At 65.0% G+C, this 20,024-nt stretch carries 18 protein-coding genes; 4 read left to right on the top strand and 14 right to left on the bottom strand.

Annotated elements, in window-relative coordinates; all coding sequences use genetic code 11:
* Positions 1-62: 62 nt before the first annotated feature.
* Complete coding sequence (locus tag ACSFA7_RS24930) at positions 63-2,042, top strand: polysaccharide biosynthesis protein (RefSeq protein WP_435502117.1); 1,980 nt, start codon at positions 63-65, stop codon at positions 2,040-2,042.
* A gap of 218 nt (positions 2,043-2,260) precedes the next feature.
* Here the strand turns inward: ACSFA7_RS24930 and ACSFA7_RS24925 are convergent, their stop codons facing one another.
* From ACSFA7_RS24925 to ACSFA7_RS24900, 6 genes are all read right to left on the bottom strand, one after another.
* Positions 2,261-5,227, bottom strand: coding sequence for a YjbH domain-containing protein (locus ACSFA7_RS24925; RefSeq protein ID WP_435501848.1), 2,967 nt, complete (start codon positions 5,225-5,227; stop codon positions 2,261-2,263).
* A gap of 62 nt (positions 5,228-5,289) precedes the next feature.
* Positions 5,290-5,913, bottom strand: a complete 624-nt coding sequence (locus ACSFA7_RS24920) for a YjbF family lipoprotein (RefSeq protein ID WP_435501847.1) — start codon at positions 5,911-5,913, stop codon at positions 5,290-5,292.
* A 135-nt stretch (positions 5,914-6,048) separates the two neighbouring features.
* A complete protein-coding gene (locus ACSFA7_RS24915) occupies positions 6,049-6,321 on the bottom strand; it encodes a hypothetical protein (RefSeq protein WP_435501846.1) in 273 nt (90 codons plus the stop codon).
* 134 nt (positions 6,322-6,455) lie between these two features.
* On the bottom strand, positions 6,456-7,181 hold the full coding sequence (locus tag ACSFA7_RS24910; protein WP_435501845.1) for a response regulator transcription factor: 726 nt from the start codon (positions 7,179-7,181) through the stop codon (positions 6,456-6,458).
* A gap of 193 nt (positions 7,182-7,374) precedes the next feature.
* A complete protein-coding gene (locus ACSFA7_RS24905; RefSeq protein ID WP_435501844.1) occupies positions 7,375-7,776 on the bottom strand; it encodes a phage holin family protein in 402 nt (133 codons plus the stop codon).
* Complete coding sequence (locus tag ACSFA7_RS24900; protein ID WP_435501843.1) at positions 7,770-8,171, bottom strand: VOC family protein; 402 nt, start codon at positions 8,169-8,171, stop codon at positions 7,770-7,772. The genes ACSFA7_RS24905 and ACSFA7_RS24900 overlap by 7 nt, the downstream gene beginning before the upstream one ends.
* A gap of 176 nt (positions 8,172-8,347) precedes the next feature.
* Between ACSFA7_RS24900 and shkS the strand changes: the two genes are divergently transcribed.
* Positions 8,348-9,763, top strand: a complete 1,416-nt coding sequence (shkS, locus tag ACSFA7_RS24895; protein ID WP_435501842.1) for a surface-behavior sensor histidine kinase ShkS — start codon at positions 8,348-8,350, stop codon at positions 9,761-9,763.
* A gap of 69 nt (positions 9,764-9,832) precedes the next feature.
* Here the strand turns inward: shkS and ACSFA7_RS24890 are convergent, their stop codons facing one another.
* From ACSFA7_RS24890 to ACSFA7_RS24855, 8 genes are all read right to left on the bottom strand, one after another.
* Positions 9,833-10,429 (bottom strand): LuxR C-terminal-related transcriptional regulator, encoded by a 597-nt coding sequence (locus ACSFA7_RS24890; RefSeq protein WP_013543036.1) that lies wholly within the window; start codon positions 10,427-10,429, stop codon positions 9,833-9,835.
* A 75-nt stretch (positions 10,430-10,504) separates the two neighbouring features.
* Positions 10,505-11,836 (bottom strand): tryptophan--tRNA ligase, encoded by a 1,332-nt coding sequence (locus ACSFA7_RS24885; RefSeq protein WP_435501841.1) that lies wholly within the window; start codon positions 11,834-11,836, stop codon positions 10,505-10,507.
* Between the two features lie 12 nt (positions 11,837-11,848).
* Positions 11,849-12,523 carry a site-2 protease family protein gene (locus ACSFA7_RS24880; protein WP_435501840.1) on the bottom strand — a complete coding sequence of 225 codons (675 nt, stop codon included), beginning with the start codon at positions 12,521-12,523 and terminating at the stop codon, positions 11,849-11,851.
* A gap of 46 nt (positions 12,524-12,569) precedes the next feature.
* Positions 12,570-13,205, bottom strand: a complete 636-nt coding sequence (locus ACSFA7_RS24875; RefSeq protein ID WP_206175034.1) for an L-threonylcarbamoyladenylate synthase — start codon at positions 13,203-13,205, stop codon at positions 12,570-12,572.
* A 15-nt stretch (positions 13,206-13,220) separates the two neighbouring features.
* Entirely contained in the window at positions 13,221-14,198 is a 978-nt protein-coding gene (locus ACSFA7_RS24870; RefSeq protein WP_435501839.1) for a DMT family transporter, read from the bottom strand.
* Positions 14,195-15,052: a 3',5'-nucleoside bisphosphate phosphatase gene (locus ACSFA7_RS24865; RefSeq protein WP_435501838.1), complete on the bottom strand. Its 858-nt coding sequence runs from the start codon at positions 15,050-15,052 to the stop codon at positions 14,195-14,197. Before ACSFA7_RS24865 ends, ACSFA7_RS24870 begins: the two co-directional genes overlap by 4 nt.
* Before the next feature lie 97 nt (positions 15,053-15,149).
* On the bottom strand, positions 15,150-16,196 hold the full coding sequence (locus ACSFA7_RS24860; RefSeq protein WP_435501837.1) for a transporter: 1,047 nt from the start codon (positions 16,194-16,196) through the stop codon (positions 15,150-15,152).
* A gap of 9 nt (positions 16,197-16,205) precedes the next feature.
* Positions 16,206-17,840 (bottom strand): inorganic phosphate transporter, encoded by a 1,635-nt coding sequence (locus ACSFA7_RS24855; protein WP_435501836.1) that lies wholly within the window; start codon positions 17,838-17,840, stop codon positions 16,206-16,208.
* A gap of 155 nt (positions 17,841-17,995) precedes the next feature.
* Between ACSFA7_RS24855 and ppk2 the strand changes: the two genes are divergently transcribed.
* Positions 17,996-18,922 (top strand): polyphosphate kinase 2, encoded by a 927-nt coding sequence (gene ppk2, locus ACSFA7_RS24850; RefSeq protein ID WP_435501835.1) that lies wholly within the window; start codon positions 17,996-17,998, stop codon positions 18,920-18,922.
* Positions 18,923-18,972: 50 nt separating this feature from the next.
* Positions 18,973-20,016: an extracellular catalytic domain type 1 short-chain-length polyhydroxyalkanoate depolymerase gene (locus ACSFA7_RS24845; RefSeq protein ID WP_435501834.1), complete on the top strand. Its 1,044-nt coding sequence runs from the start codon at positions 18,973-18,975 to the stop codon at positions 20,014-20,016.
* The last annotated feature ends 8 nt before the right edge of the window (positions 20,017-20,024 follow it).

The raw sequence follows: 20,024 nt of genomic DNA, 5'->3' as shown, positions 1-20,024 counted from the left end.
AGCGAGAGCTTCGGGGAAAATTGTTATCCGCCAAAAACAATTATTCACCCGAAGTGCGATCCCTGATCAACTGTCTTGCAGCACCCTTGCTTGCGATGCCTCGCCCTGCCAAACGCCTGCTGGCGCTGGCTGTCGATGCCACGCTTTGCATCCTGTGCGTGTGGGTAGCGTTCAGCCTTCGTTACGAGCAGTGGTTAACCCTTCGCGGAGTTCAATGGACGGCGGTCGGTGTCGCGATCGTCGGCGCGCTTCCTCTCTTCATTGTTTTCGGGCTGTACCGGGCCATCTTCCGCTACGCCGGTCCCGCCGCATTGATGGCCATCGTGCGTGCCTGCATGTTCTTTGGCATCGGCTATGGGCTCGTGTTTTCCGTGATCGGCGTGAGCGGCGTGCCGCGGACGGTCGGGTTCCTTATGCCCATGATGCTGTTCCTCACAGTGGCCAGTTCGCGCATGCTGGCGCGCTACTGGTTGGGCGGCATGTACATGAGCGCGCTCGACCGGAAGGCACTGCCGCAAGTGGTGATCTACGGTGCCGGCGGTGCCGGGGTGCAACTGGCTGCCGCATTGGCCCAGAGCCGCGAGATGTCGGTTCGTGCCTTCATCGATGACGCAAGACACCTCCAGGGCAATACCCTTCACGGGCTACCCATCCATTCGCCCGATTGGCTCAAGCACAACGCTGCCAAGCAGAGCATTACCGATGTGCTGTTGGCAATGCCTTCGTCCAGCCGTGGGCGCCGGGCGGAAATCCTGAACCAGCTGCTGCCTCTGCATCTTCATGTGCGGACGCTCCCGGCGCTGGCTGACCTGGCCAATGGGCGAGTGCAGGTCCACGATCTGCTCGAGGTCGATATTGAAGACCTGTTGGGTCGTGACCCGGTCACGCCGAGAGGCGATTTGCTGCACAAGAACATCCGCCATCAAGTCGTGCTGGTCACGGGGGCGGGCGGCTCCATTGGCAGCGAGCTGTGCCGGCAGATCGTGCAGCTTTCGCCGAAGACATTGCTTCTGGTGGAGATGAATGAGTTCGCGCTCTATGCCATCCACCAGGAGCTCGAAGCATTGGCGCCGCAGATTCATGTGGTTCCCTTGCTTGCTTCGGTATGCGATGCGGCTCGGCTGCGTGAGGTGATGCGTGCCTGGCAGCCGGACACTGTCTATCACGCCGCCGCCTACAAGCACGTGCCGTTGGTCGAACACAACCCCATCGAAGGTGTGCGCAACAACGCGATAGGCACACTCACGGCGGCCCGGGTCGCCATGGAATGCAAGGTGCGCCGCTTCGTGCTCATCAGCACCGACAAGGCGGTGCGCCCGACCAACGTCATGGGCGCCAGCAAGAGGTTGGCCGAGATGACGTTGCAGGGTCTCGCGCAACAAAAATCGGGCACCTGCTTCTCGATGGTTCGCTTCGGCAATGTGCTGGGCTCCAGCGGCTCGGTGGTTCCGCTGTTCCGCCGGCAAATCGAAGCGGGCGGCCCCATCACGCTGACGCATGCGGACATCACTCGCTACTTCATGACCATTCCCGAGGCTGCACAACTGGTCATCCAGGCCAGCGCAATGGCCGAGGGCGGCGATGTGTTCGTGCTCGACATGGGCGAGCCGGTGCGCATCATCGACCTGGCGCGCCGCTTGGTTGAACTGTCGGGGCGCACGGTGCGAGACGAGGATTCGCCCGATGGCGACATCGAACTCCAGATCACCGGCCTGCGGCCTGGCGAGAAGTTGTACGAGGAACTGCTGATCGGCGACAACGCCATGCCGACCTCACACCCGCGCGTGATGAAGGCGCACGAGCCTTGCCTCCCTCAGGAAGAGCTTTGGCGTCAGCTCGACGTGTTGACTGCGGCGCTTCGCAGCAGCGATGTGCCGGCCCTAAAACGCACGCTGCAGCAGATGTTGCCCGGCTACCGTGCTCACGCGGAAGTGGTCGACTGGGTGCACATGGAGCGGGAGCGCCATCGCCTGGCCGTGACCGTGGTGGGTCGCGACGAGGAAAGCGCGAACTCGGACATGCCGATCGCCGTCGCGCTGTAACGCGTCGGTCGGACCCGTGCAGCGAATCTGCGCGGACATTTGAAGAGGTGCCTTCAGCCGCTCTTCATGCGTGTTGGCATTGCGTGCGTGAAGCCGCTAGCGCCTGCCGACCATGGCGCCAACGATGAACGCGCTTCAGAGGCCACTAAAAAGTTCAGCGTTCAAGCGCTTTCGCACCTGAACGCTTCGGCTTTTCCGGCCTTGCCGCGCTCTATTTTTTACCGTGCGTTCTCGAAATTGAGAATGTTGTCCCCGGCCTTCGGTTGCTTGTTCTCAGGTGCCGCGAAACTGAAGGCGCGCGGGTCACGTGCAGACGTCATTTCGTAGAGCGGATTGATCCGCCCCAACTTCGCACCGCCATCGCGCGTCACCGGCGACCAGGCAAAGCCCGCAGAGAACTTGCTGGACTTCGGCAGGAATGCATCGAACGGCACGGAAATGTAGATGCCCTTGTCGAAACTGCCTTCGCCGAATTGCGCCGCCGACACATTGGTCTTGGTCGCGTAGACGCCAACCATCACGCCATTGTCGAAACGACGGCTGATGTCGAGCGTTACCCCACGATCCCCGGCTAGGTATTGGCCGACGCTGATCCTTGTCATCACGCCGTTCCAGCCCGTATCCCAGTACAGCGTGGCATGGCCGGTGTTGACCTTGTAGTCGCGCAGACCGAAGTCTTGCTTGAAGTCGCGCTGGCGCACATGGTTGATGTCGATGCCCAGGGCGAACTTGCTGCGCCATGGGCGATACAGCCATTCGGCACCCACGCCGGCGAACATCGATTCAAGGGCACCGCCGTAAACGCTGTAGTACTGGTCGTCGCTCAGCCGGCCCACGTGGGTCAGCTGGAACACCGGCATCGTCACCCGCGAGGTGGTGACGTATTCGCGTTGGAAGGTGCGCACGCGTGGAAGATTGCTGGGCGCGGTGTAGGTGAACTTGTCGAAGTTGTCCAGCAGGCGCCAGTTCAGCGCGGCGTTCACCCAGGTGCTCGGGGTAAAGCGGTATTCCGCCGTGGCCTGAACGCCGATCTGGTAGAGCATGAAGGCATCGGGGCCGCCCAGGATCTGCGAGAAATATGGCGTCACGCCATAAGTGAGCTTCTGGGTGCGGCGCTCCCATGGCGCCATTGCTCCCGAGTACTGCTGCGCGGAAGCAGTTGCCGCGTTGTCGCTGACGGACTTTTCCGGAGGCAGGAACAGCCGGTCTTCGCTGGCGTCCTGGTGCGGTGCGTAGTCGCGCTGGCTGGCTGCACGCGCTTCGGCGGGCGACTGCGCCTGGTAGTGCTCGGCGACCCATTCGCCCCGGTCGACGACCTGCGCATGCATCGCGAGGCCGCGCTCGTTGTAGTGCAGGATGAAGCTCTTGATCGATGCAGGCGAATCGCGATGCAGCACGGCAATGATCTGCTCTACCCGCGCCTGGCGGTAGACGGTGTTGCTCTCGGTGATCCACACGTGCACACCGCTGCCTTGCGGTGCGATGCGCTGGACCGTCCATTCGGTACGGGCTTCGATCTCCGCTGCTGTCGATGCCCAGCCGGGCGGGTTTTGCGGCGCCTGGGGCGTGAAGCGGGGCTGGGGCGGATCGGCGGGCTTGGATGCCCGCAGCGTTGCGACATTGGTGGACAGGGTCACGCCCACCATCAGCTTGTTGCCGCGCTCCACGCCGGCGGAGAAGGCAACGCCGGGCGAGTAGCGGTACTCGAAGCCGATGTTGAAGGGTGTGCGCTGTACCTGAGTGTTGGCCTGAGGCTCGTTCTTGTAGTTGTTGCCTTCGTATTCAAGCTTGACTGTCAGGGGCTCCCAGGGAGTTCGCCATTGCACGCCACCGAACAGGGCGGCAGGGCCTCGGAAGAAGGCGCCGAAATTGGCTTCGCCGCCTTGCGCCGAGCCCACCCTGCGCCTGTCGAAGCGGCTGCTCAGGAGCGTCAGAGGGTTGCGGATGTTGCCGCTGTTGCCCAGGTATCCCCAGCCAATGCCTAGACTGAAGTCGAAATCGCCATACCGCTTGTTCGCAACCAGGTACTCGGCGGAAAACAATCCGGTACCACCGATGTCTCGAAAACCGAGCGCAAGCTCGGGCACATAGGCGGACTCGCGCATGAGCCTCAACTTGAGGTCGATGCTCTTGTCCTTGTTGCTTTGGCCGGTGGTACTTGCTTCGTAGGCCCGATTGCTGATCGATGTGTACCGAAAGCCGCCTTCCATCCAGTCCAGTGGCTGGAACATCACGTTCAGCCGGGTGTACGGCGAAACATGGGTCATCGATGATCGAAAGTCGCCGGCCTGGCCCATGCGTGCGGTGGGGGTCTGCAGCAGGCCGGTTTCGCCCCAATCGTTGCCGCTGGTGCGAATGGCGTTGTACTGCGGTGCTACTTCGGGGCGCACGGAAATTGCGGTCGATGGCGTGATTGCCGGAGTCAGCGCCGGAACGGGAGGCTGCTGCCCCTCCGATTGCGCAGGGGCAGCAGCTGAAACGTCGCTTTGAGGGGAGGGCCCCTGCGTGGCGAGAAACTTGATGATCCCCTCGGAAGCGGCGACCAGATCGGTCATCTCTCGGGGAGCCGCCCAGATCCATGCGCCTGGTGCAGGTTCGTCCGAAGGCTCGCTGTTCCAGGGGGCCACGCCCACGCGGGCGGTTCGGCCATCCGGCTGTGCGACCCAGGCCCAGTCGGAGGGGCCTCGAGGCTCGCAGGCTGCCACGTAGTCCCACGCGGTTCGGCCGGCTTCATGCGTCACATGGCAAAGCTCCCCATTGGGGCGGACCACGGCGATGGTCTTCAGGTTGGGCTGCGCCGCAACCAACTGCTGGCCAGTCGCCAACACCGGGTCTTCTTCGGGATGCGCCTGCAGCCAGCGAGGGTCCACGATGGCCAGCGCCACTCGGCCAGTGACGGGCAAGCCCTGGAGCCAGGAAATCAGGCTCAGGCGATCGGCTTGTTCCGAGCGCGGAGCGCGGCGTTGAATCGACTCGATGCGGACCAGCAGGGTGTTCTTGAGAAACTGCTGCGCCAGCCGTTCCTGCGGCACGCGCCATGCGAGGCCGGCAGAGGCTGTATCAGCGGGCTGGCGCAACAGCCAAGTGCTCAGGCGCTCACCGGGGCGCACGTCGGCGTCATTCGTCGTCTCGTTCTTTGCAGCGGTGTTCAGCGGCTGTGCCGAGACGCCGAAACTTGCCGCCAACGCGCACGCGATGGCCGCTCGACGAGGCCAATGCCGTTTGCCAATACCGCGAACCCAGGGATTCATGTGCCGGAGCTTGCCGATTTACCGACGGCCGGTGCGGGGGGCGTCCATTGTTCGAAACTCATGCAGAAGTCACTGGAGAGGCATTGCTCTGAATACACGACTTGTGGTTTTTCAGAGGAGCGAGATATGCCAAAGCGAGCCGTGGGCAATGAGGCCGCAGACGGCCGCGACACACTGCGCTCTTCATACCAACGCAAGGAGGTGGCGTCGGCGCCTGCAAGGGCGGTGTTTCGTGGCGGCGAGATGGAGATCCGAACGATTTCGTCGCGAATTCCGAAGCGATAGCCTGGCATGAGATCGCGCAGGCGCGTGTAGCTTTGACCCGAGCCGCCCGTCGTATCAGCGCCCGGCCACGCGGGGAGTCCTGTGAATCGAACGTTTCGCCAGTCGGTACTGAGCCCTGTGGTGCCCACGAGCTGGCCGTTCAGGAGCCTGACGACCTCGCCGCTACCGCTGTACCAAACTTCGACAGGGCCCTCGGGGCGCTGATCGATATAGCCGAGCACCATGAAAATAGTGCGGTCACCGATCTGGGTCCGCAAATAGCGATAGGCGGGATTGAAGTTCGGCTGTGCTGCTGCGGGTTGGCCTTTGTATACAAGCCGAGCAGCATCCAGCATGGCTGAAGACCCGGAGGAACAACCGCCAACGCCCAAATAAAACGTTGCCCAAAGGCAACGTTTTAAAAGTCGCGTGGCGAAACCAACGCGCGGAGCTCTCAGCGAATGCCCTCCCATTGGGAGGGCACGCAGCATTTAACGCGTGCCGGTGGTGCCCGTACCCGTGCCCGGGATGATGACGAAACCACCACCACCATTGCCGCCGTTGCTGCTAGCAATTGCCACGAGCAGAGCGCTGCTACCTGCAACAGCACCCCATTGGCCGGGGGTCAGGCCGCCGGTCGTAGCGGCAGTCGCGTCGGCTGCGTTGCCGGCGGGTGCCGGTGCGGTGGCAGGAGCCGGCGCTTGCGCAAAAGCCGAAGAAATTGCCAAGGAGGCAAGGGCGGCTGCGAGTTTGATCATCTTCATGGTAGTCCTCTCAAATATCTTTGCAGTCGAGGGTAGCACGCATCACAAGGGCGTCGCAACCCATTTCTCTCTCGTATACGTGTGCGAATGTGCGGTCTTTGCAGGTTGTTGCTTTCTTATTCGTTGGTTTTTTCCTACGACATCGCGCCCGCGTGAATTTCCTCCTGCGCCGCAGCCGCTTCAATGGCCTCGAGCCGGTAGCCGAACCCGCGCAGGGCGGCCAGCAGAAAGCCATTCGCCGGACGCAGATCGAGCTTGGCCCTCACCCGCGACAGGTGTGTGTCCAGCGAGCGCGAGAGCACCTCGAAGTCGGCACCCCAGATGGCCCGATACAACTGCTCGCGCGAGAGCAGGCGGCCGGTATTCTGGAAAAGAAACAGTGCAAGGTCGTACTCGCGGCTTCTCAGGCCGACCCGCGCACCTTTGAGCTTGACGGTGCGCCACGCCGGAAGGAACTGATAAGGCCCGAAGACAAGCCGGGGTTCGTGCAGCGCGGGATACGACCGGCGAAGCAGCCCGCCGATGCGCGCTTCGAGTTCCGCGCCGGAGATGGGCGAGATCAGGAAATCGTCGGCGCCGGCATGCAGGCTCATGGCCATGTCCGCGGCGTCGGCTCTGTGTGTCATGAAGAGGATCGGGAGGCGGTTGCCGGCGGCGCGCCGCAGCGCCTTCACGAGTGCCGGACTGTCGAGACCGGGCAGGCGCCACTGAAAGATCAGCAGGTCGAAACGCTGCGCCTGCGCCGCCTGCAGCAACAGGGTCCCGTCGATGTATTCATGGCATTCGTGGCCGAGGCTCGTTGCGGTGTGGGTGACCAGTCGCAGCTGATCCCGCTCGTTGTCGAGTATTGCGATGCGCATTCCGTCCCTTTTCTTCACGCACTTCTCATTCTCACGAAGCGCGTGCCTCATCTTGGACGAAGCAGCGTCCGTCGGCAATGCCTGCGCGCGTAAAAGAAGGAAATAGCGCTCTACAGCCGTGAATTGATCGATTTAGACGACCGTATGGAACACGGTTCCATTGGGCCCTCCAGAAGAGGGGCTCGCGGGACTCTCAAAGCCAGTTGCCGCTCTGCGGCATCTGCACCTTCTCGGCCGGGTCGCCGCTGGTGACGAACGAGCCGATGACGATGCTCAAGAGCGAGATGAAGATGCTGGCAAAGAGCGCGGTCCAGAAGCCCGAGACCTTGAAGCCTTTCACCAGCGCAGCCACCAGCAGGATCATCAGCGCGTTGATGACCAGCAGGAAGAGCCCGAAGGTCACCAGCGTCAGCGGCAGCGTGAGCACGATCAGCAGCGGCTTCACGACTGCGTTGGCCAGCCCGAGCAGCAAGGCCGAGATCACCAGCGCGCCGGTGCCGTCGAACTTGAGCCCGCGAAACAGGTGGCTGGCGACCCAGAGCGAGACGGCGGTGATGGCCCAGTGGACGAGGAAAGGAGTGATGTTGTTCAGCATGTCGATGGTGGCGTGTGGCAGCAGACGCAGAGTTTGTTTCCGTCCGGATCGCGGAAGTACGCGCCATAGTAGTCCGGGTGGTAGTGCGGCCTGAGTCCTGGCGGGCCTTCGCAGCTGCCGCCGTTGGCCAGCGCGGCCGCGTGGGCGCGGTCCACGGTGGCGCGATCTGCGGCCATCAGCGCCACCATGTGGCCGTTGCCGTTCGTGGCCTCTTGTCCGTCGAAGGGCGCGCCGACCAGGAACAAGGGGCGCGGTGCATCGGGGCTTTGCCAGCCGGCCCACGGTTTGGCGTCGTCGCGAAAGCGCAGCTTCAGGCGCAGTTCACTCATGAGCGCCGTGTAGAAGTCGAAGGCGCGTTCGAAGTCGTTCACGCCGACGAAAACATGGGACAGCATGCGGGTGGGTTCCTTCTTGTTCGGTGGATCTGCGGAGGTCTGCGAATTATGGCTACAGGCCTTCCGCGGTTACCTTGGGAAACAATGGATGGCAGCCCGTTAATATCGCCATCTCTCGGAGCCTCTGCATGGGGCCCATCTTCAATTGCCGGATAAGAACAAGGGGCCTGTGCCATATGGCCAATCCGTCGATCGCGAGCTTGACACCGGCACCGGCTTCGGCCGACGAGGCCGAATCGTGGGTGCGCGGCGAACTGATCCGCAGCCTGATGCGCTCATCGCGCAGCTCGTACATCGTTTCTGTCGCGCTCATACCGGCCATGGTCGGGCTGAGCTGGGTCGAAGTGCCCCGCTGGGAGCTGCTGACGTGGCTGCTGGCCGGCGTCATCGCCACGGCCTGCCGGGCCTGGGGCTCACACGTCTATACGGTGCGCTACGCCGGCCGCAGCTCCGCGGCGCAGCAGCAGTTCACAGAGCGCTACGGCTTCATCTGGAGCACCACCGCGGTGGTGTGGGGATCGTCGATCCTGCTGTTCTTCGAGCGTACGCCGCAGGTCAACCAGTTCATGAGCTGGCTGATCGTGGCCGGGGTGGGCACCTTCCCGCTCAACGGGCTCGCGCTGCATCCTCCGCTGCTCAAGCGCTATGTCAACACGCTCTTCATCACGATGCTGGGGGCGGTGGTGATCCGGCTTGTCAGCGTCAACCTGCACGAGCCGCAGTTCCATTACGGCTACCTGATGCCGATCCTGCCGATGCTGCATTGGTTCCTGCTGCTGCGCGCGGGGCGTCACATCCATGAGACGGCGCGCAACAGCTTGGAGCTCCTGTTCCACAACCACATCCTGATCAAGTCGCTCACGCAGCAGCGGCAGGCGGCGGTGTCGGCGGTGGCGATGAAGAACCGCTTCCTGGCCAGCGCCGCGCACGACATGCGCCAACCGGTGCTGGCGCTTTCGCTGTACGCCGACTGGCTGCGCAACGAGCCCGAGCTGGTGCTCGAACTCGCACCGAAGATCGTGCGCGCCACGCATGCGGTGAATGCGCTGTTCGATTCGATGTTCGACCTCGCGCGCATCGATTCGGGCCAGGTGCGGCTGCACATCGAGCGCGTCGATGTCCCCGAGCTGCTGCACGACCTGGAGCTGCAGTACCGCCCGGTGGCCGAGAGCCGCGGCCTCGACTTTCGCGTGCATGTGACCGAAGGCTCCTTCCTCACCGACCCGATCCGCGTGCGCCGCATGATCGGCAACCTGCTGGCCAACGCCATCAAGTACACCACCGAAGGCGGCGTGCTGCTGGCCGCGCGGCAGACGCGCGACGGCATGCGCGTGGAAGTGTGGGACACGGGCATCGGCATCGCGCCCGAGCACCTGCGCGACGTGTTCCTGGAGTTCTACAAGGTGGCCGATCATGCCGGCACGTCCGACGGCTTCGGCCTCGGCCTGGCCATCGTCGCGCGGCTCTCGCACGTGCTGGGGCACCCGATCAGCGTGCGCTCGCGCCTGGGCAGCGGCAGCGTGTTCCGCGTGGCGCTGCACGACGCCGACGAGGCGGTGGCGCAGGCACGCGTCAGCGCTTCCGGGGGCTGAAGAAAAAAGTTCTGCCCAAAGAAAACCGCGCACGAGGCGCGGTTTCGAAGAGGCAGTTTCTCGCCGGGATCAGCCCGACAGAAGACCGTTGGTGCGGGCGTAATGGAGAGCCTGCGTGCGGCTCTTCACACCGAGCCGGCGGAACAGGCGCCACAGGTGAACCTTCACCGTGTGCTCGCTGATCTCCAGGTCGGTCGCGATGTCGCGATTGCTCATGCCCTTGTCGAGCATGGCGATCAGCTGTGTCTGGCGCTTGGAGAGCTTGCTGCTCGCGAGCGGTGGCTCGTCGGCCTCTTCGGAGCCTGCCATCAGCAGGCCGCGCAGGGCGGCTGCCAATTCATTGGAGCTGGCCGACTTCTCGATGTAGGTGTCGGCGCCTGCTTCGATGCACGCGTCTTCCATGTCCGCGGCCGGGGCCGCCGAATACACGGCGATCGGCACGTTGGGGTAGACCTGCTTGACCGCAATCACGCCCGAGACGCCATTCGTGTCCGGAAGCTTCAGGTCCAGGCAAAAGAGGGTGGGCGCGCCACGCTGCTGCACCGAGCTCGCGAGCTTGTCGAGCCGCTCGAGCTCGACGATGTTCTCGGCGGGTCGCAGGCGTCGCAACACCATCACGATCGCGTCGCGCATCAGGGGGTGGTCGTCGATGACATAAATGCTCATGTTTTCTTCCTTTGTGATCGCACCGTCTTCTCTCGTCTCGCTCACCGGCGGATAAGCCGGTGGGCCCTTGCCGGTTCAACTTCCATCTGTCGTGGTCGTTGCTTCCGCCAATGCCTCCAGCGCCTCTGTCACGGCGCGTGTTTGTTCTGTGTCGATGGGCTCGAGCTGCGCAGCCGCGGCGGCCAGCGCCGCACCGCGCTCGGCCTGCAGGAGCGCGATGGTACGGCCCGCTTCCTGCGGCGAAGCAAATCCACGGCTCTGCAGCAGGGTTTCGCCGCGCGCATCGAGCAGCTTGAAATAGAAAAGCCCGTCGCCGCGCTCGCGGTACTGCTTGAAACTGGGCTTGGCGACCTTCGCCGCCTTGGCATTGCCCTTGTCGCGGCCTGCCGCGAGGTTGCGCAGGCCCACCGCGTGACGCAGGCGCGTCATGAAGGGCTGCGACAGCGCGCTGGCCTTCTCGGCACCGATGAGCAGGATGCGCTCGATCTCCGCCGGGTCGCTCATCAGTGCCTCGTAGCGCTTTCGCAGCGGCGCCACTTCGACTTCGATGCGCTCGAACAGCAACTGCTTGGCGTCGCCCCAACCGATGCCGTCGGCATAGGCCTTGCGAAGCATCTCGGTCTCGTCGGCATCGGCAAAGGCCTGGTAGATCTGGAAGAGCGCGGAGCCCTCGGTTTCCTTGGGTTCGCCGGGCGCGCGCGAGTCGGTCACGATGCTGGCGATCTGCTTTTGCAGGTACGCACGCGGCGCGAACAGCGGGATCGTGTTGCCGTAGCTCTTGCTCATCTTGCGGCCATCGAGGCCGGGCAGCGTGGCGACGGCATCGTCGATCTCGGCTTCGGGCAGCGTGAAGTGCTCGCCGTACTGGTGGTTGAAACGCTGCGCCATGTCGCGCGCCATCTCGATGTGCTGCACCTGGTCGCGGCCCACGGGCACCTTGTGGGCGTTGAACATCAGGATGTCCGCGCCCATCAGCACCGGGTACATGAAGAGGCCGGCGGTCACGTCGGCGTCGGGGTCCTCGCCTTTGGCGATGTTCTTGTCGAGCTGCGCCTTGTAGGCATGCGCGCGGTTGAGCACACCCTTGCCGGTCACGCAGGTAAGGAACCAGGTGAGCTCGGGAATCGCGGCGATGTCCGACTGGCGATAGAAGGTCACGCGTTCCGGGTCGAGCCCGCAGGCCAGCCAGCTCGCGGCGATCTCGAGCGTGGAACGCTGGATCTTCGCGGGCTCCTGCACCTTGATGAGCGCGTGGTAGTCGGCCAGGAAGAAGAAGCTCTCCACACCGGGCGCGACGCTCTGCCGCACCGAGTGGCGGATCGAGCCGACGTAGTTGCCGAGGTGGGGCGTGCCCGACGGGGTGATCCCGGTCAGGACGCGCAGCGGAGCGGAAGAAGACGAGGCCATGGAACGACAGACTTAGAGCAGCAATGCCTTGAGCGGCGTGATGATGAGGTTGATGACGAAGTAGCCGACGTCCATCAGGGGGCGCAGCCAGAAGGTGCTGACGACGCCCGCAATGACGAGGCCCATCACGATGAAGAAGCCATAGGGCTCGATGCGCGCGAGGAAATTCTGCGCGGGCCCGTTGGGAAGCAGCCCGGCCAGCACGCGGCCGCCGTCGAGCGGAGGCAGCGGAAACAGGTTGAAGGCCCACATCACGAGGTTGACCAGGATGCCGCCACGCGCCATCTGGATGAAAAAGTTTTCATTGTCGAAACCGGCCGCAGCCAGCACCACGAACAGCAATGCCCAGAGGATGGCCTGGATGAAGTTCGAGGCAGGCCCCGCGAGCGCCACCCAGATCATGTCGCGCTTCGGATGACGCAGCCGCCCGAAGTTGACCGGCACCGGCTTGGCATAGCCGAACAGGAAGGCGCCCGAGGTCGCAAAGTACAGCATCAACGGCATCAGGATGGTCCCGATGGGGTCGATGTGCTTCATGGGGTTGAGGGTTACACGTCCCATCACCGCAGCTGTGTTGTCGCCGAAGTAGCGGGCCACATAGCCATGGGCCGCCTCGTGCACGGTAATCGCAAAGATCACGGGCAGCGCGTAGATGAGAACGGTCTGTATGAGATTGGAAATATCCACTGTGCGATTGTGTCAGACGTGCATTAGTTATCGGTTCCAACCTCTTTCAGAGACCGAGCACCGCGAGCGCCCCGCGTCCCTGTCGCACCACGACCGGATCGTCACCCGTGCCCATGGGCGTCAGGTCGACCACGGTGGTCGGCTGCGAAGGGCAGGCACCGGCATCGATGACCGCACCGATCTGCTTCTCGAAGCGTTCGCGGATGGTTGCGGCGTCGTTCAGCGCTTCGGTCTCGCCGGGCGCGATCAGCGTGGTGGCCAGCAGCGGTGCGCCGTGCAGCGCGAGCAACTCCAGCAGCACCTTGTGGTCGGGCACGCGCAGGCCGATGGTCTTGCGCTGCGGGTGGCTCACGCGCCGCGGCACTTCCTTTGTCGCTTCGAGCAGGAAGGTGTAAGGGCCGGGCGTTGCGGCCTTCAGCAAACGGTATTGCTTGTTGTCGACGCGCGCGTAGTTGGCCAGCTCGCTCAGGTCGCGGCACAGCAGCGTGAGGTGGTGCTTCTCGTCGACCTGGCGGATGCGTCGCAGCTGGTCGACCGCGTCCTTGTCGTCGAGGTGGCAGGCCAGCGCATAGCTGGAGTCGGTGGGCACGGCCACGATCTCGCCGCGCGCGAGCAGCGTCACGGCCTGCTTGAGCAGCCGCTGCTGCGGGTTCTCGGGATGGACTTCGAAATACTGGGCCATAAAGCTATCTCCTGATCAGGATTCCGCCGGTTCGATGGGCACGCGGCGCTCCCGCACCGTGAGCCACGCACCGGCTGCGCCGCAGACCGCGATCATCGAAATGCCGATGAGCGAATAACGGTCGGGCACTTGGGAAAAAACAAGCCAGCCGCCCAGCATGGCAAAGGCGATCTGCGCATAGAGGTACGGCGTGAGCGTGGAGGCCGGCGCACGCTGGTAGGCCAGGATCAAGATGAAATGACCCACCGTGCCCATGAACCCCATGAGGCACAGCAGCGCCCACCATTCCCACGAGGGCAGGGCGGTCCACGCGAAGGGCAGCGCCAGCGACGCGATCAGCGCGCCGACCCAGCCCGTATAGAAATGCATCGTGAGCGGGTTCTCGGTCTGCGCGAGCTTGCTGGTGAGCACCTGGAACCAGGCGTTGGTCAGCACGAGGCCGATCGGCAGCAGGATGGCCCAGCTGAAGGCATCGCCGCCCGGCCGCAGGATCACCAGCGTGCCGATGAAGCCGCCCGCCACCAGCGCCCAGCGCAGCGGCGAGACGTATTCCTTGAGTGTGGTCGCAGCAAGCAGCGTGATCACCAGCGGCGCGATCAGCACGATCGAGGTGAACTCTGCGAGCGGCATGTAGCGCAGGCTCAGGAAGGCCAGCGTGCTCGATACCAGCAGCAGCGCGCCACGCAGCAGCTGGTAGCGCGGATGCCGCGTGCGCAGCAGCGCCGTGCCGTGCAGTGGCAACAGCACGGCCGTGGTGGCCACGGCCTGGAAGACGTAGCGGAACCACACGCCCATCAAGATAGGTACGCTGGCCGTCGACATTTTTGTAGCCGTGTCGAGCGTGGCGAAGCAGGCCACGGCCACGATCACCATGCCGATGCCCGCGAGGATGCGTTCGGATTCCTTGCTGCGGCTGGCTTGCTGCGCGGCGCGTGCATTCGCCAGTGCAGCGCTGGCCGCACCGTCGATGCCGGGCCCGGGGCTCTGGCTCACTGCTGGATGCGATGGCCGAGCAGTTCCCACACCGGCGTGAGGGCGCCAGGCAACGGTGGCAGCTTGCCGAGATCGCAGTGGCTCTCGTCGGGGCTGTGGAAATCGCTGCCGCGGGATGCGGCGAAATCGAACTCGAGCGCCTTGTCGGCGTACTCGACATATTCGGCCGGCGTGTGGCTGCCGGTGACGACCTCGATCGCCCGGCCACCATGCGCCTTGAACTCGAGGAACAGCGCGTACTCCTCGTTGGCCGTGAACTTGTAGCGGCCCGGGTGCGCGATCACGGCCATGCCCTTGGCGGCGGTGATCCAGTGCACCGCATCCTTGAGTGAGGCCCAGCGATGCGGCACGTAGCCGGGCTTGCCTTCGGTGAGGTACTTGCGGAACACCTCGGAGGTGTCGCGGCAGTGCCCCTGCTCGACCAGGAAGCGCGCGAAGTGCGTGCGCGAGATGAGTTCGGGGTTGCCGACGAACTTGAGCGCGCCCTCGTAGGCCCCCTGGATGCCGACCTTGGCCAGCCCCTCGGACATCTCCTGCGCGCGCTTGCCGCGCCCGCCGCGCGTGTCGTAGAGGCCCTGCGTCATCGCGGCGTCGTCGGGGTCGAAGCCCAGGCCGACGATGTGCACGGTTTCGTTCGCGAAGGTCACCGAGATCTCGGTGCCGGTGAGGTAACGCATGCCGTTTTCACGGGCCGCGGCCGCTGCGCGGTGCTGGCCGCCGACCTCGTCGTGATCGGTGAGGGCCCAGAGCTCGACCCCGTTGGCGGCTGCGCGTACAGCCAGTTCTTCGGGCGTCAATGTGCCGTCGGAGACCACGGAGTGGCAATGAAGATCGGCATTGAGAATGGAGGACACCCCGCCATTCTAGGGGGTCTGGAACGTCGATGCGGGCGCATGGATGCTGCGCGAGATGCTACTAAATAAATAGCATTACTGCGCCGCTGCATGCGGCTCAGCGCTTCTTGCGGAAAGCCGCCCAGGCCGCCACCGCGGTGAAGCTCGCCACGATCGCCACCACGATCCAGAACCCGTGCTTGTGCTCCGCGAGCGGAATGCCGCCCACGTTCATGCCGAACAAACCCGCCAGGATGTTGATCGGCAGCGCCAGCACCGTCACCACCGTCAGCACGAAGAGGCTGCGGTTGTTGTCCTCGTTGACGTTGGCGGCTATTTCTTCCTGCAGCAGCTTGATGCGCTCCTGCAGCGCCTGCATGTCGCGCAGCACCACCGAGAACTCCTCGGTCGAGCCGCGCAGCTCCTGCGCATCGGGCTCCGACATCCAAGACGGCGGGCCTTGCAGCAGGCGAAACAGCGCGGCCGGTTCGGGCGCCAGCAGCCGTTGCAGCCGCACCAGCAAGCGTCGCAGCACACCGAGACGGGCGCGCTTGTGGTCGAGCCGGCCGGCGAGCAGTTCGTCTTCGATGTGGTCGATGCGCGAGGTGACGCCGCGCACGATCTTCACCAGCACATCGGCCTGCGCGCGCAGCAGATGCTCGAGCAACTCGGTGCTGGAGCGCGGCGCATCGCCTGCCTTCACTGCCGTGCGCAGCGCGTCGACCGAACGCAGCGGCTTCGCGCGCGCCGTGACCACGAGGCGCGGGCCCACGCTGATCCACAGCGTGGAGATGTCCGAGGGCTCGAAGCTGAACTCGAAGTGCACGTCGTTGATGACCGCGATCAGCGAATCGTCGGCACGCTCGATGCGCGTGGAGGGCAGGCCGTCGTGCAGCGTCTCGTAGAAGGTGTCGGAGAGATTCGCGTGCCGAACGAGCCAACGCTCCGCTTGCGCGTGGCTCAGGTTGAAGTGCAGCCACACGTAGGCGCCGCTGCCATCATCGACAACGGTGTCTTCGGGCTGAGCGCCGAGCCACGCCGCCGCCTGCGCCGAATCGATGGCGCGCGCGGGCTCGGGCGCCGCGGCGTCGAACAGATAGCCGCAGATCAGCCCGGCTTCGTCGCCGCCATAGGACTGGGCGGCGAGATCATGGAATGCCGACAAGGTGCGTGATCAGAAAAGACGGGTGAAGAGCCAGTAGAGCGAGCCCGACAGCAGCATGGCCACCGGCAGCGTCAGCACCCAGGCGAGCGCGAGGTTGCGCAGCGTGGACATCTGCAGGCCCGAGCCGCTGGCCGTCATGGTGCCGGCCACGCCGGAGGAGAGCACGTGCGTGGTCGAGACCGGCAGGCCGTACATGTCGGCCGCGCCGATGGTGATCATCGCCACCACCTCGGCCGATGCGCCCTGGGCGTAGCTCAGGTGCGTCTTGCCGATCTTCTCGCCCACGGTGACGACGATGCGCTTCCAGCCGATCATCGTGCCCAGGCCGAGCGCGATGGCCACGGCGATCTTGACCCACAGCGGAATGAAGCGCGTCGCGTCGTCCAGTTCCTGGCGGAAGGTGCCGACACGCAGCTTGGTCTCGTCGTCGAACTTCGCGGCGCCGCTCTTGTCGAGGTGGCGAATGGCTTCGGAGGCCAGGTACATGTCGTTGCGCACGTTGGCGACGGCCTCGGCCGGTACCGCGGCGAGCGAGCCGTGCTCGCGCACCTGCTGGCCGATGCTGCCGGCGGTGGCGGCCAGCGCCGGCACGACCTTGTCGTTGAACTCGCGGGTGCGTACATAAGTAGAGAGCGCGTCGCGCGCCGCGGTGGATTGCAGCGCGGGGAGCGAAGTCGGGACGCTGCGGTTCAGCGCGGTTTGCGCCATCTCGGCCACGGCCACGAACTTCACCGTCTCGTTGGCGGGCATCGCGCGGTTCAGCGCGTAGGCCATCGGCACCGTGCCGACCAGGATCAGCATGATCAGCCCCATGCCCTTCTGTCCGTCGTTGGAGCCGTGCGCGAACGACACGCCGGTGCAGGTGAGGATCAGCAGGCCGCGAATCCACCACGGCGGCGGCGTGCTGCCCTTGGGCTCTTCATAGAGGGCGCGGTTCTTCACGAAGGCGCGCAGCGCCAGCAGCAGCAGCGCCGCGCAACCGAAACCCACCATCGGCGAGAGCAACAGCGAATAGCCCACCTTGGTGGCCTGCCCCCAGTCGACGCCGCTGGTGCCGTCGCGGCCGTGCATCAGCGCGTTGGCGATGCCCACGCCGATGATCGAACCGATCAGCGTGTGCGAGGAGGACGCCGGCAGCCCGAGCCACCAGGTGCCCAGGTTCCAGATGATCGCGGCGATCAAGAGCGCGAACACCATCGCGAAGCCCGCACCCGAGCCCACCTGCAGGATCAGCTCCACCGGCAAGAGCGCGATGATGCCGAAGGCCACCGCGCCGCTGGACACCAGCACGCCCATGAAATTGAAGAAGCCCGACCACACCACCGCGAAGTTGGGCGGCAGCGAGTGCGTATAGATCACCGTGGCCACCGCATTGGCCGTGTCGTGGAAGCCGTTGACGAACTCGAAGCCCAGCGCAATCAGCAGCGCCACGCCCAACAAGATATAGGGCACCCAGGTCGTCATGGGCGCGCCCGAGGCCGTGACATCGCCCACCAGGCTCCATGCCGTGAAGAGCAGGCCCGCGGCCAGCAGGCCCACGAAAGTGATCAGCGTGATCGGACCGGGCTTGGCGTCGAGCTTGGGCCGGTGCGCCGCAGCGGGCGCGGCCGGCATCTCCGTGGTCGGGGCGGCGAGCGTGTTCATGGGCGGTTTTTGAGGTGTTGGAGTGGCTGCACATGGTGTTCGCGGTGTGTGACAACGGCGTGTCGGCCTACGGGAAACAGCCTCCAAACCGTCACGCCGCAGTCATATGGGGCGTGCAGCATGCTTTTTTCTTCCCCCACTTCTCCTCTCTCATCATGCTGACGAGCGCCCTTCCAGACCACGAAGACCTGATGCAACGCATCGCCCGCGACCTGATCGACAGCTACGACGAAGAGCTCGAGCTGGAGATCGAAGACCGCAACATCGACGGCCTCGACCCGGCCTCGGCCACGCCGACTTCCGCGGACAAGGCGGCCCGGCAGGCCTATTTCAAGGAACTCTTTCGCCTGCAGGGCGAGCTGGTCAAGCTGCAGGACTGGGTGCAGCACAGCAAGCAGAAGGTCGTCATCCTGTTCGAAGGCCGCGACGCGGCGGGCAAGGGCGGCGTCATCAAGCGCATCACCCAGCGCCTGAATCCGCGCGTGGCCCGCGTGGCCGCGCTGCCCGCGCCCAACGACCGCGAACGCACGCAGTGGTACTTCCAGCGCTACGCGGCGCACCTGCCGGCCGCCGGCGAGATGGTGCTGTTCGACCGCAGCTGGTACAACCGCGCCGGCGTCGAGCGCGTGATGGGTTTCTGCAGCGACGACGAGTACGAGGAGTTCTTCCGCACCGTGCCCGAGTTCGAGAAGATGCTGGTGCGCTCGGGCATCAAGCTCATCAAGTACTGGTTCTCCATCACCGACGACGAGCAGCACATGCGCTTTCTCGGCCGCATCCACGATCCGCTCAAGCAATGGAAGCTGAGCCCCATGGACCTGGAGAGCCGCCGCCGCTGGGAGGAATACACCAAGGCGAAGGAAATCATGCTGGAGCGCACCCACATCCCCGAGGCGCCGTGGTGGGTGGTGCAGGCGGTCGACAAGAAGAAGGCGCGCCTGAACTGCATCAGCCATCTGTTGGGCCAGCTGCCCTACCAGGAAGTGGCGCATCCGCCGATCGCGTTGCCCGAGCGCGTGCGCCATGACGACTACCTGCGCCAGCCCGTGCCTGCCAGCATGATCGTCCCCGAGATCTATTGAAGGGCTTCGCGGCCGTTTGGCCGCCCGGCGCTTTGCCTGCACACTGCGCCATGGCCCGTCGTTCCACTGCTTCCGTCTTCGCCCGCGCCTACGAGCGCAACCTGAAGGCCCTCACCAAAATCACGCTGAGCAACAGCAAGCGCGTGGCGGGCCAGGTGCAGCGCGCGACCGCCAAGCGACTCAAGCCGCCGCCCGGCAAGGGCGACTGGCTCAGCGGCGTGGCGATCGGCCCTGGCGGCGCGCGCGGCTATCACCTGTTCCGCCCTACAGGCCTGCAACTCAAGCCTGGCGAGAAGCTGCCGCTCATGGTCATGCTGCACGGCTGCGGGCAGACCGGGCGCGACTTCGCGGCCAGCACGCGCATGAACGCACTCGCCGTGCGCCAGCGCTTCCTGGTGCTCTACCCCGAGCAGGACCGGCTCGCGCATCCCCAAGGTTGCTGGAACTGGTACGAGCGCCGCTCCGGCAAGGCCGACGCCGAGGCCGCCACGCTGATGGCCGCGGTCGACCAGGCCTGCATGCTCTACCCGGTGGACCGCGAGCGCGTCGCGCTGGCCGGCCTCTCTGCCGGCGCCAGCATGGCAGCGCTGGTGGCCACGCGCTATCCGCAGCGCTTTCGCGCCGTCGTCATGCATTCGGGCGTGGCGCCCGGCGCCGCGAAGTCCTCGGCCACCGCGCTCGGCGCGATGCGCGGCCAGAACGTGCCGCCGATGCCCGTCACCGCGGTCGGCAAGGCGATGGGGGCCGCCGCCGTCTTCGCGACCCTGCCGCCGATGCTCGTGCTGCACGGCGATGCCGATGCGGTGGTCGCGCCCAGCAACGCCGTCAACAGCGCAGCCGTGTGGGCAACGGCGATGGGCGCGCGGCCCGGCGTGGCGCGCGATGTGCAGCGCGGCAAGCGCCGCCCGATGCGCGTGACCGACTTCAAGCGCAAGGGCCGCACGGTGGTCTCGCTGTGCGAGATCGCGGGGCTGGGTCATGCGTGGAGCGGCGGTGCGTCGAAGCTGCTGTTCAGCGATGCGGCCGGACCCGATGCCACGCGCATGGCGTGGGCGTTTGCGATGGTGCAGTTCAAGCACGCGGCCAAGGCCTGACGATCACG

The organism is Variovorax trehalosi (assembly GCF_051216415.1).
In the GTDB taxonomy this organism is placed as follows: Bacteria; Pseudomonadota; Gammaproteobacteria; order Burkholderiales; family Burkholderiaceae_C; genus Variovorax.
This window is presented reverse-complemented; position numbering and strand designations above follow the sequence as displayed.

Excerpts from the sequence above, each read along its gene's own strand:
- ACSFA7_RS24920 (WP_435501847.1), bottom strand. The coding sequence starts at position 5,913 with ATGCTGGATGCTGCTCGGCTTGTATACAAAGGCCAACCCGCAGCAGCA.
- ACSFA7_RS24915 (WP_435501846.1), bottom strand. The coding sequence starts at position 6,321 with ATGAAGATGATCAAACTCGCAGCCGCCCTTGCCTCCTTGGCAATTTCT.
- ACSFA7_RS24910 (WP_435501845.1), bottom strand. The coding sequence starts at position 7,181 with ATGCGCATCGCAATACTCGACAACGAGCGGGATCAGCTGCGACTGGTC.
- ACSFA7_RS24905 (WP_435501844.1), bottom strand. The coding sequence starts at position 7,776 with ATGCTGAACAACATCACTCCTTTCCTCGTCCACTGGGCCATCACCGCC.
- ACSFA7_RS24900 (WP_435501843.1), bottom strand. The coding sequence starts at position 8,171 with ATGCTGTCCCATGTTTTCGTCGGCGTGAACGACTTCGAACGCGCCTTC.
- shkS (WP_435501842.1), top strand. The coding sequence starts at position 8,348 with ATGGCCAATCCGTCGATCGCGAGCTTGACACCGGCACCGGCTTCGGCC.
- ACSFA7_RS24890 (WP_013543036.1), bottom strand. The coding sequence starts at position 10,429 with ATGAGCATTTATGTCATCGACGACCACCCCCTGATGCGCGACGCGATC.
- ACSFA7_RS24885 (WP_435501841.1), bottom strand. The coding sequence starts at position 11,836 with ATGGCCTCGTCTTCTTCCGCTCCGCTGCGCGTCCTGACCGGGATCACC.
- ACSFA7_RS24875 (WP_206175034.1), bottom strand. The coding sequence starts at position 13,205 with ATGGCCCAGTATTTCGAAGTCCATCCCGAGAACCCGCAGCAGCGGCTG.
- ACSFA7_RS24855 (WP_435501836.1), bottom strand. The coding sequence starts at position 17,840 with ATGAACACGCTCGCCGCCCCGACCACGGAGATGCCGGCCGCGCCCGCT.
- ppk2 (WP_435501835.1), top strand. The coding sequence starts at position 17,996 with ATGCTGACGAGCGCCCTTCCAGACCACGAAGACCTGATGCAACGCATC.
- ACSFA7_RS24845 (WP_435501834.1), top strand. The coding sequence starts at position 18,973 with ATGGCCCGTCGTTCCACTGCTTCCGTCTTCGCCCGCGCCTACGAGCGC.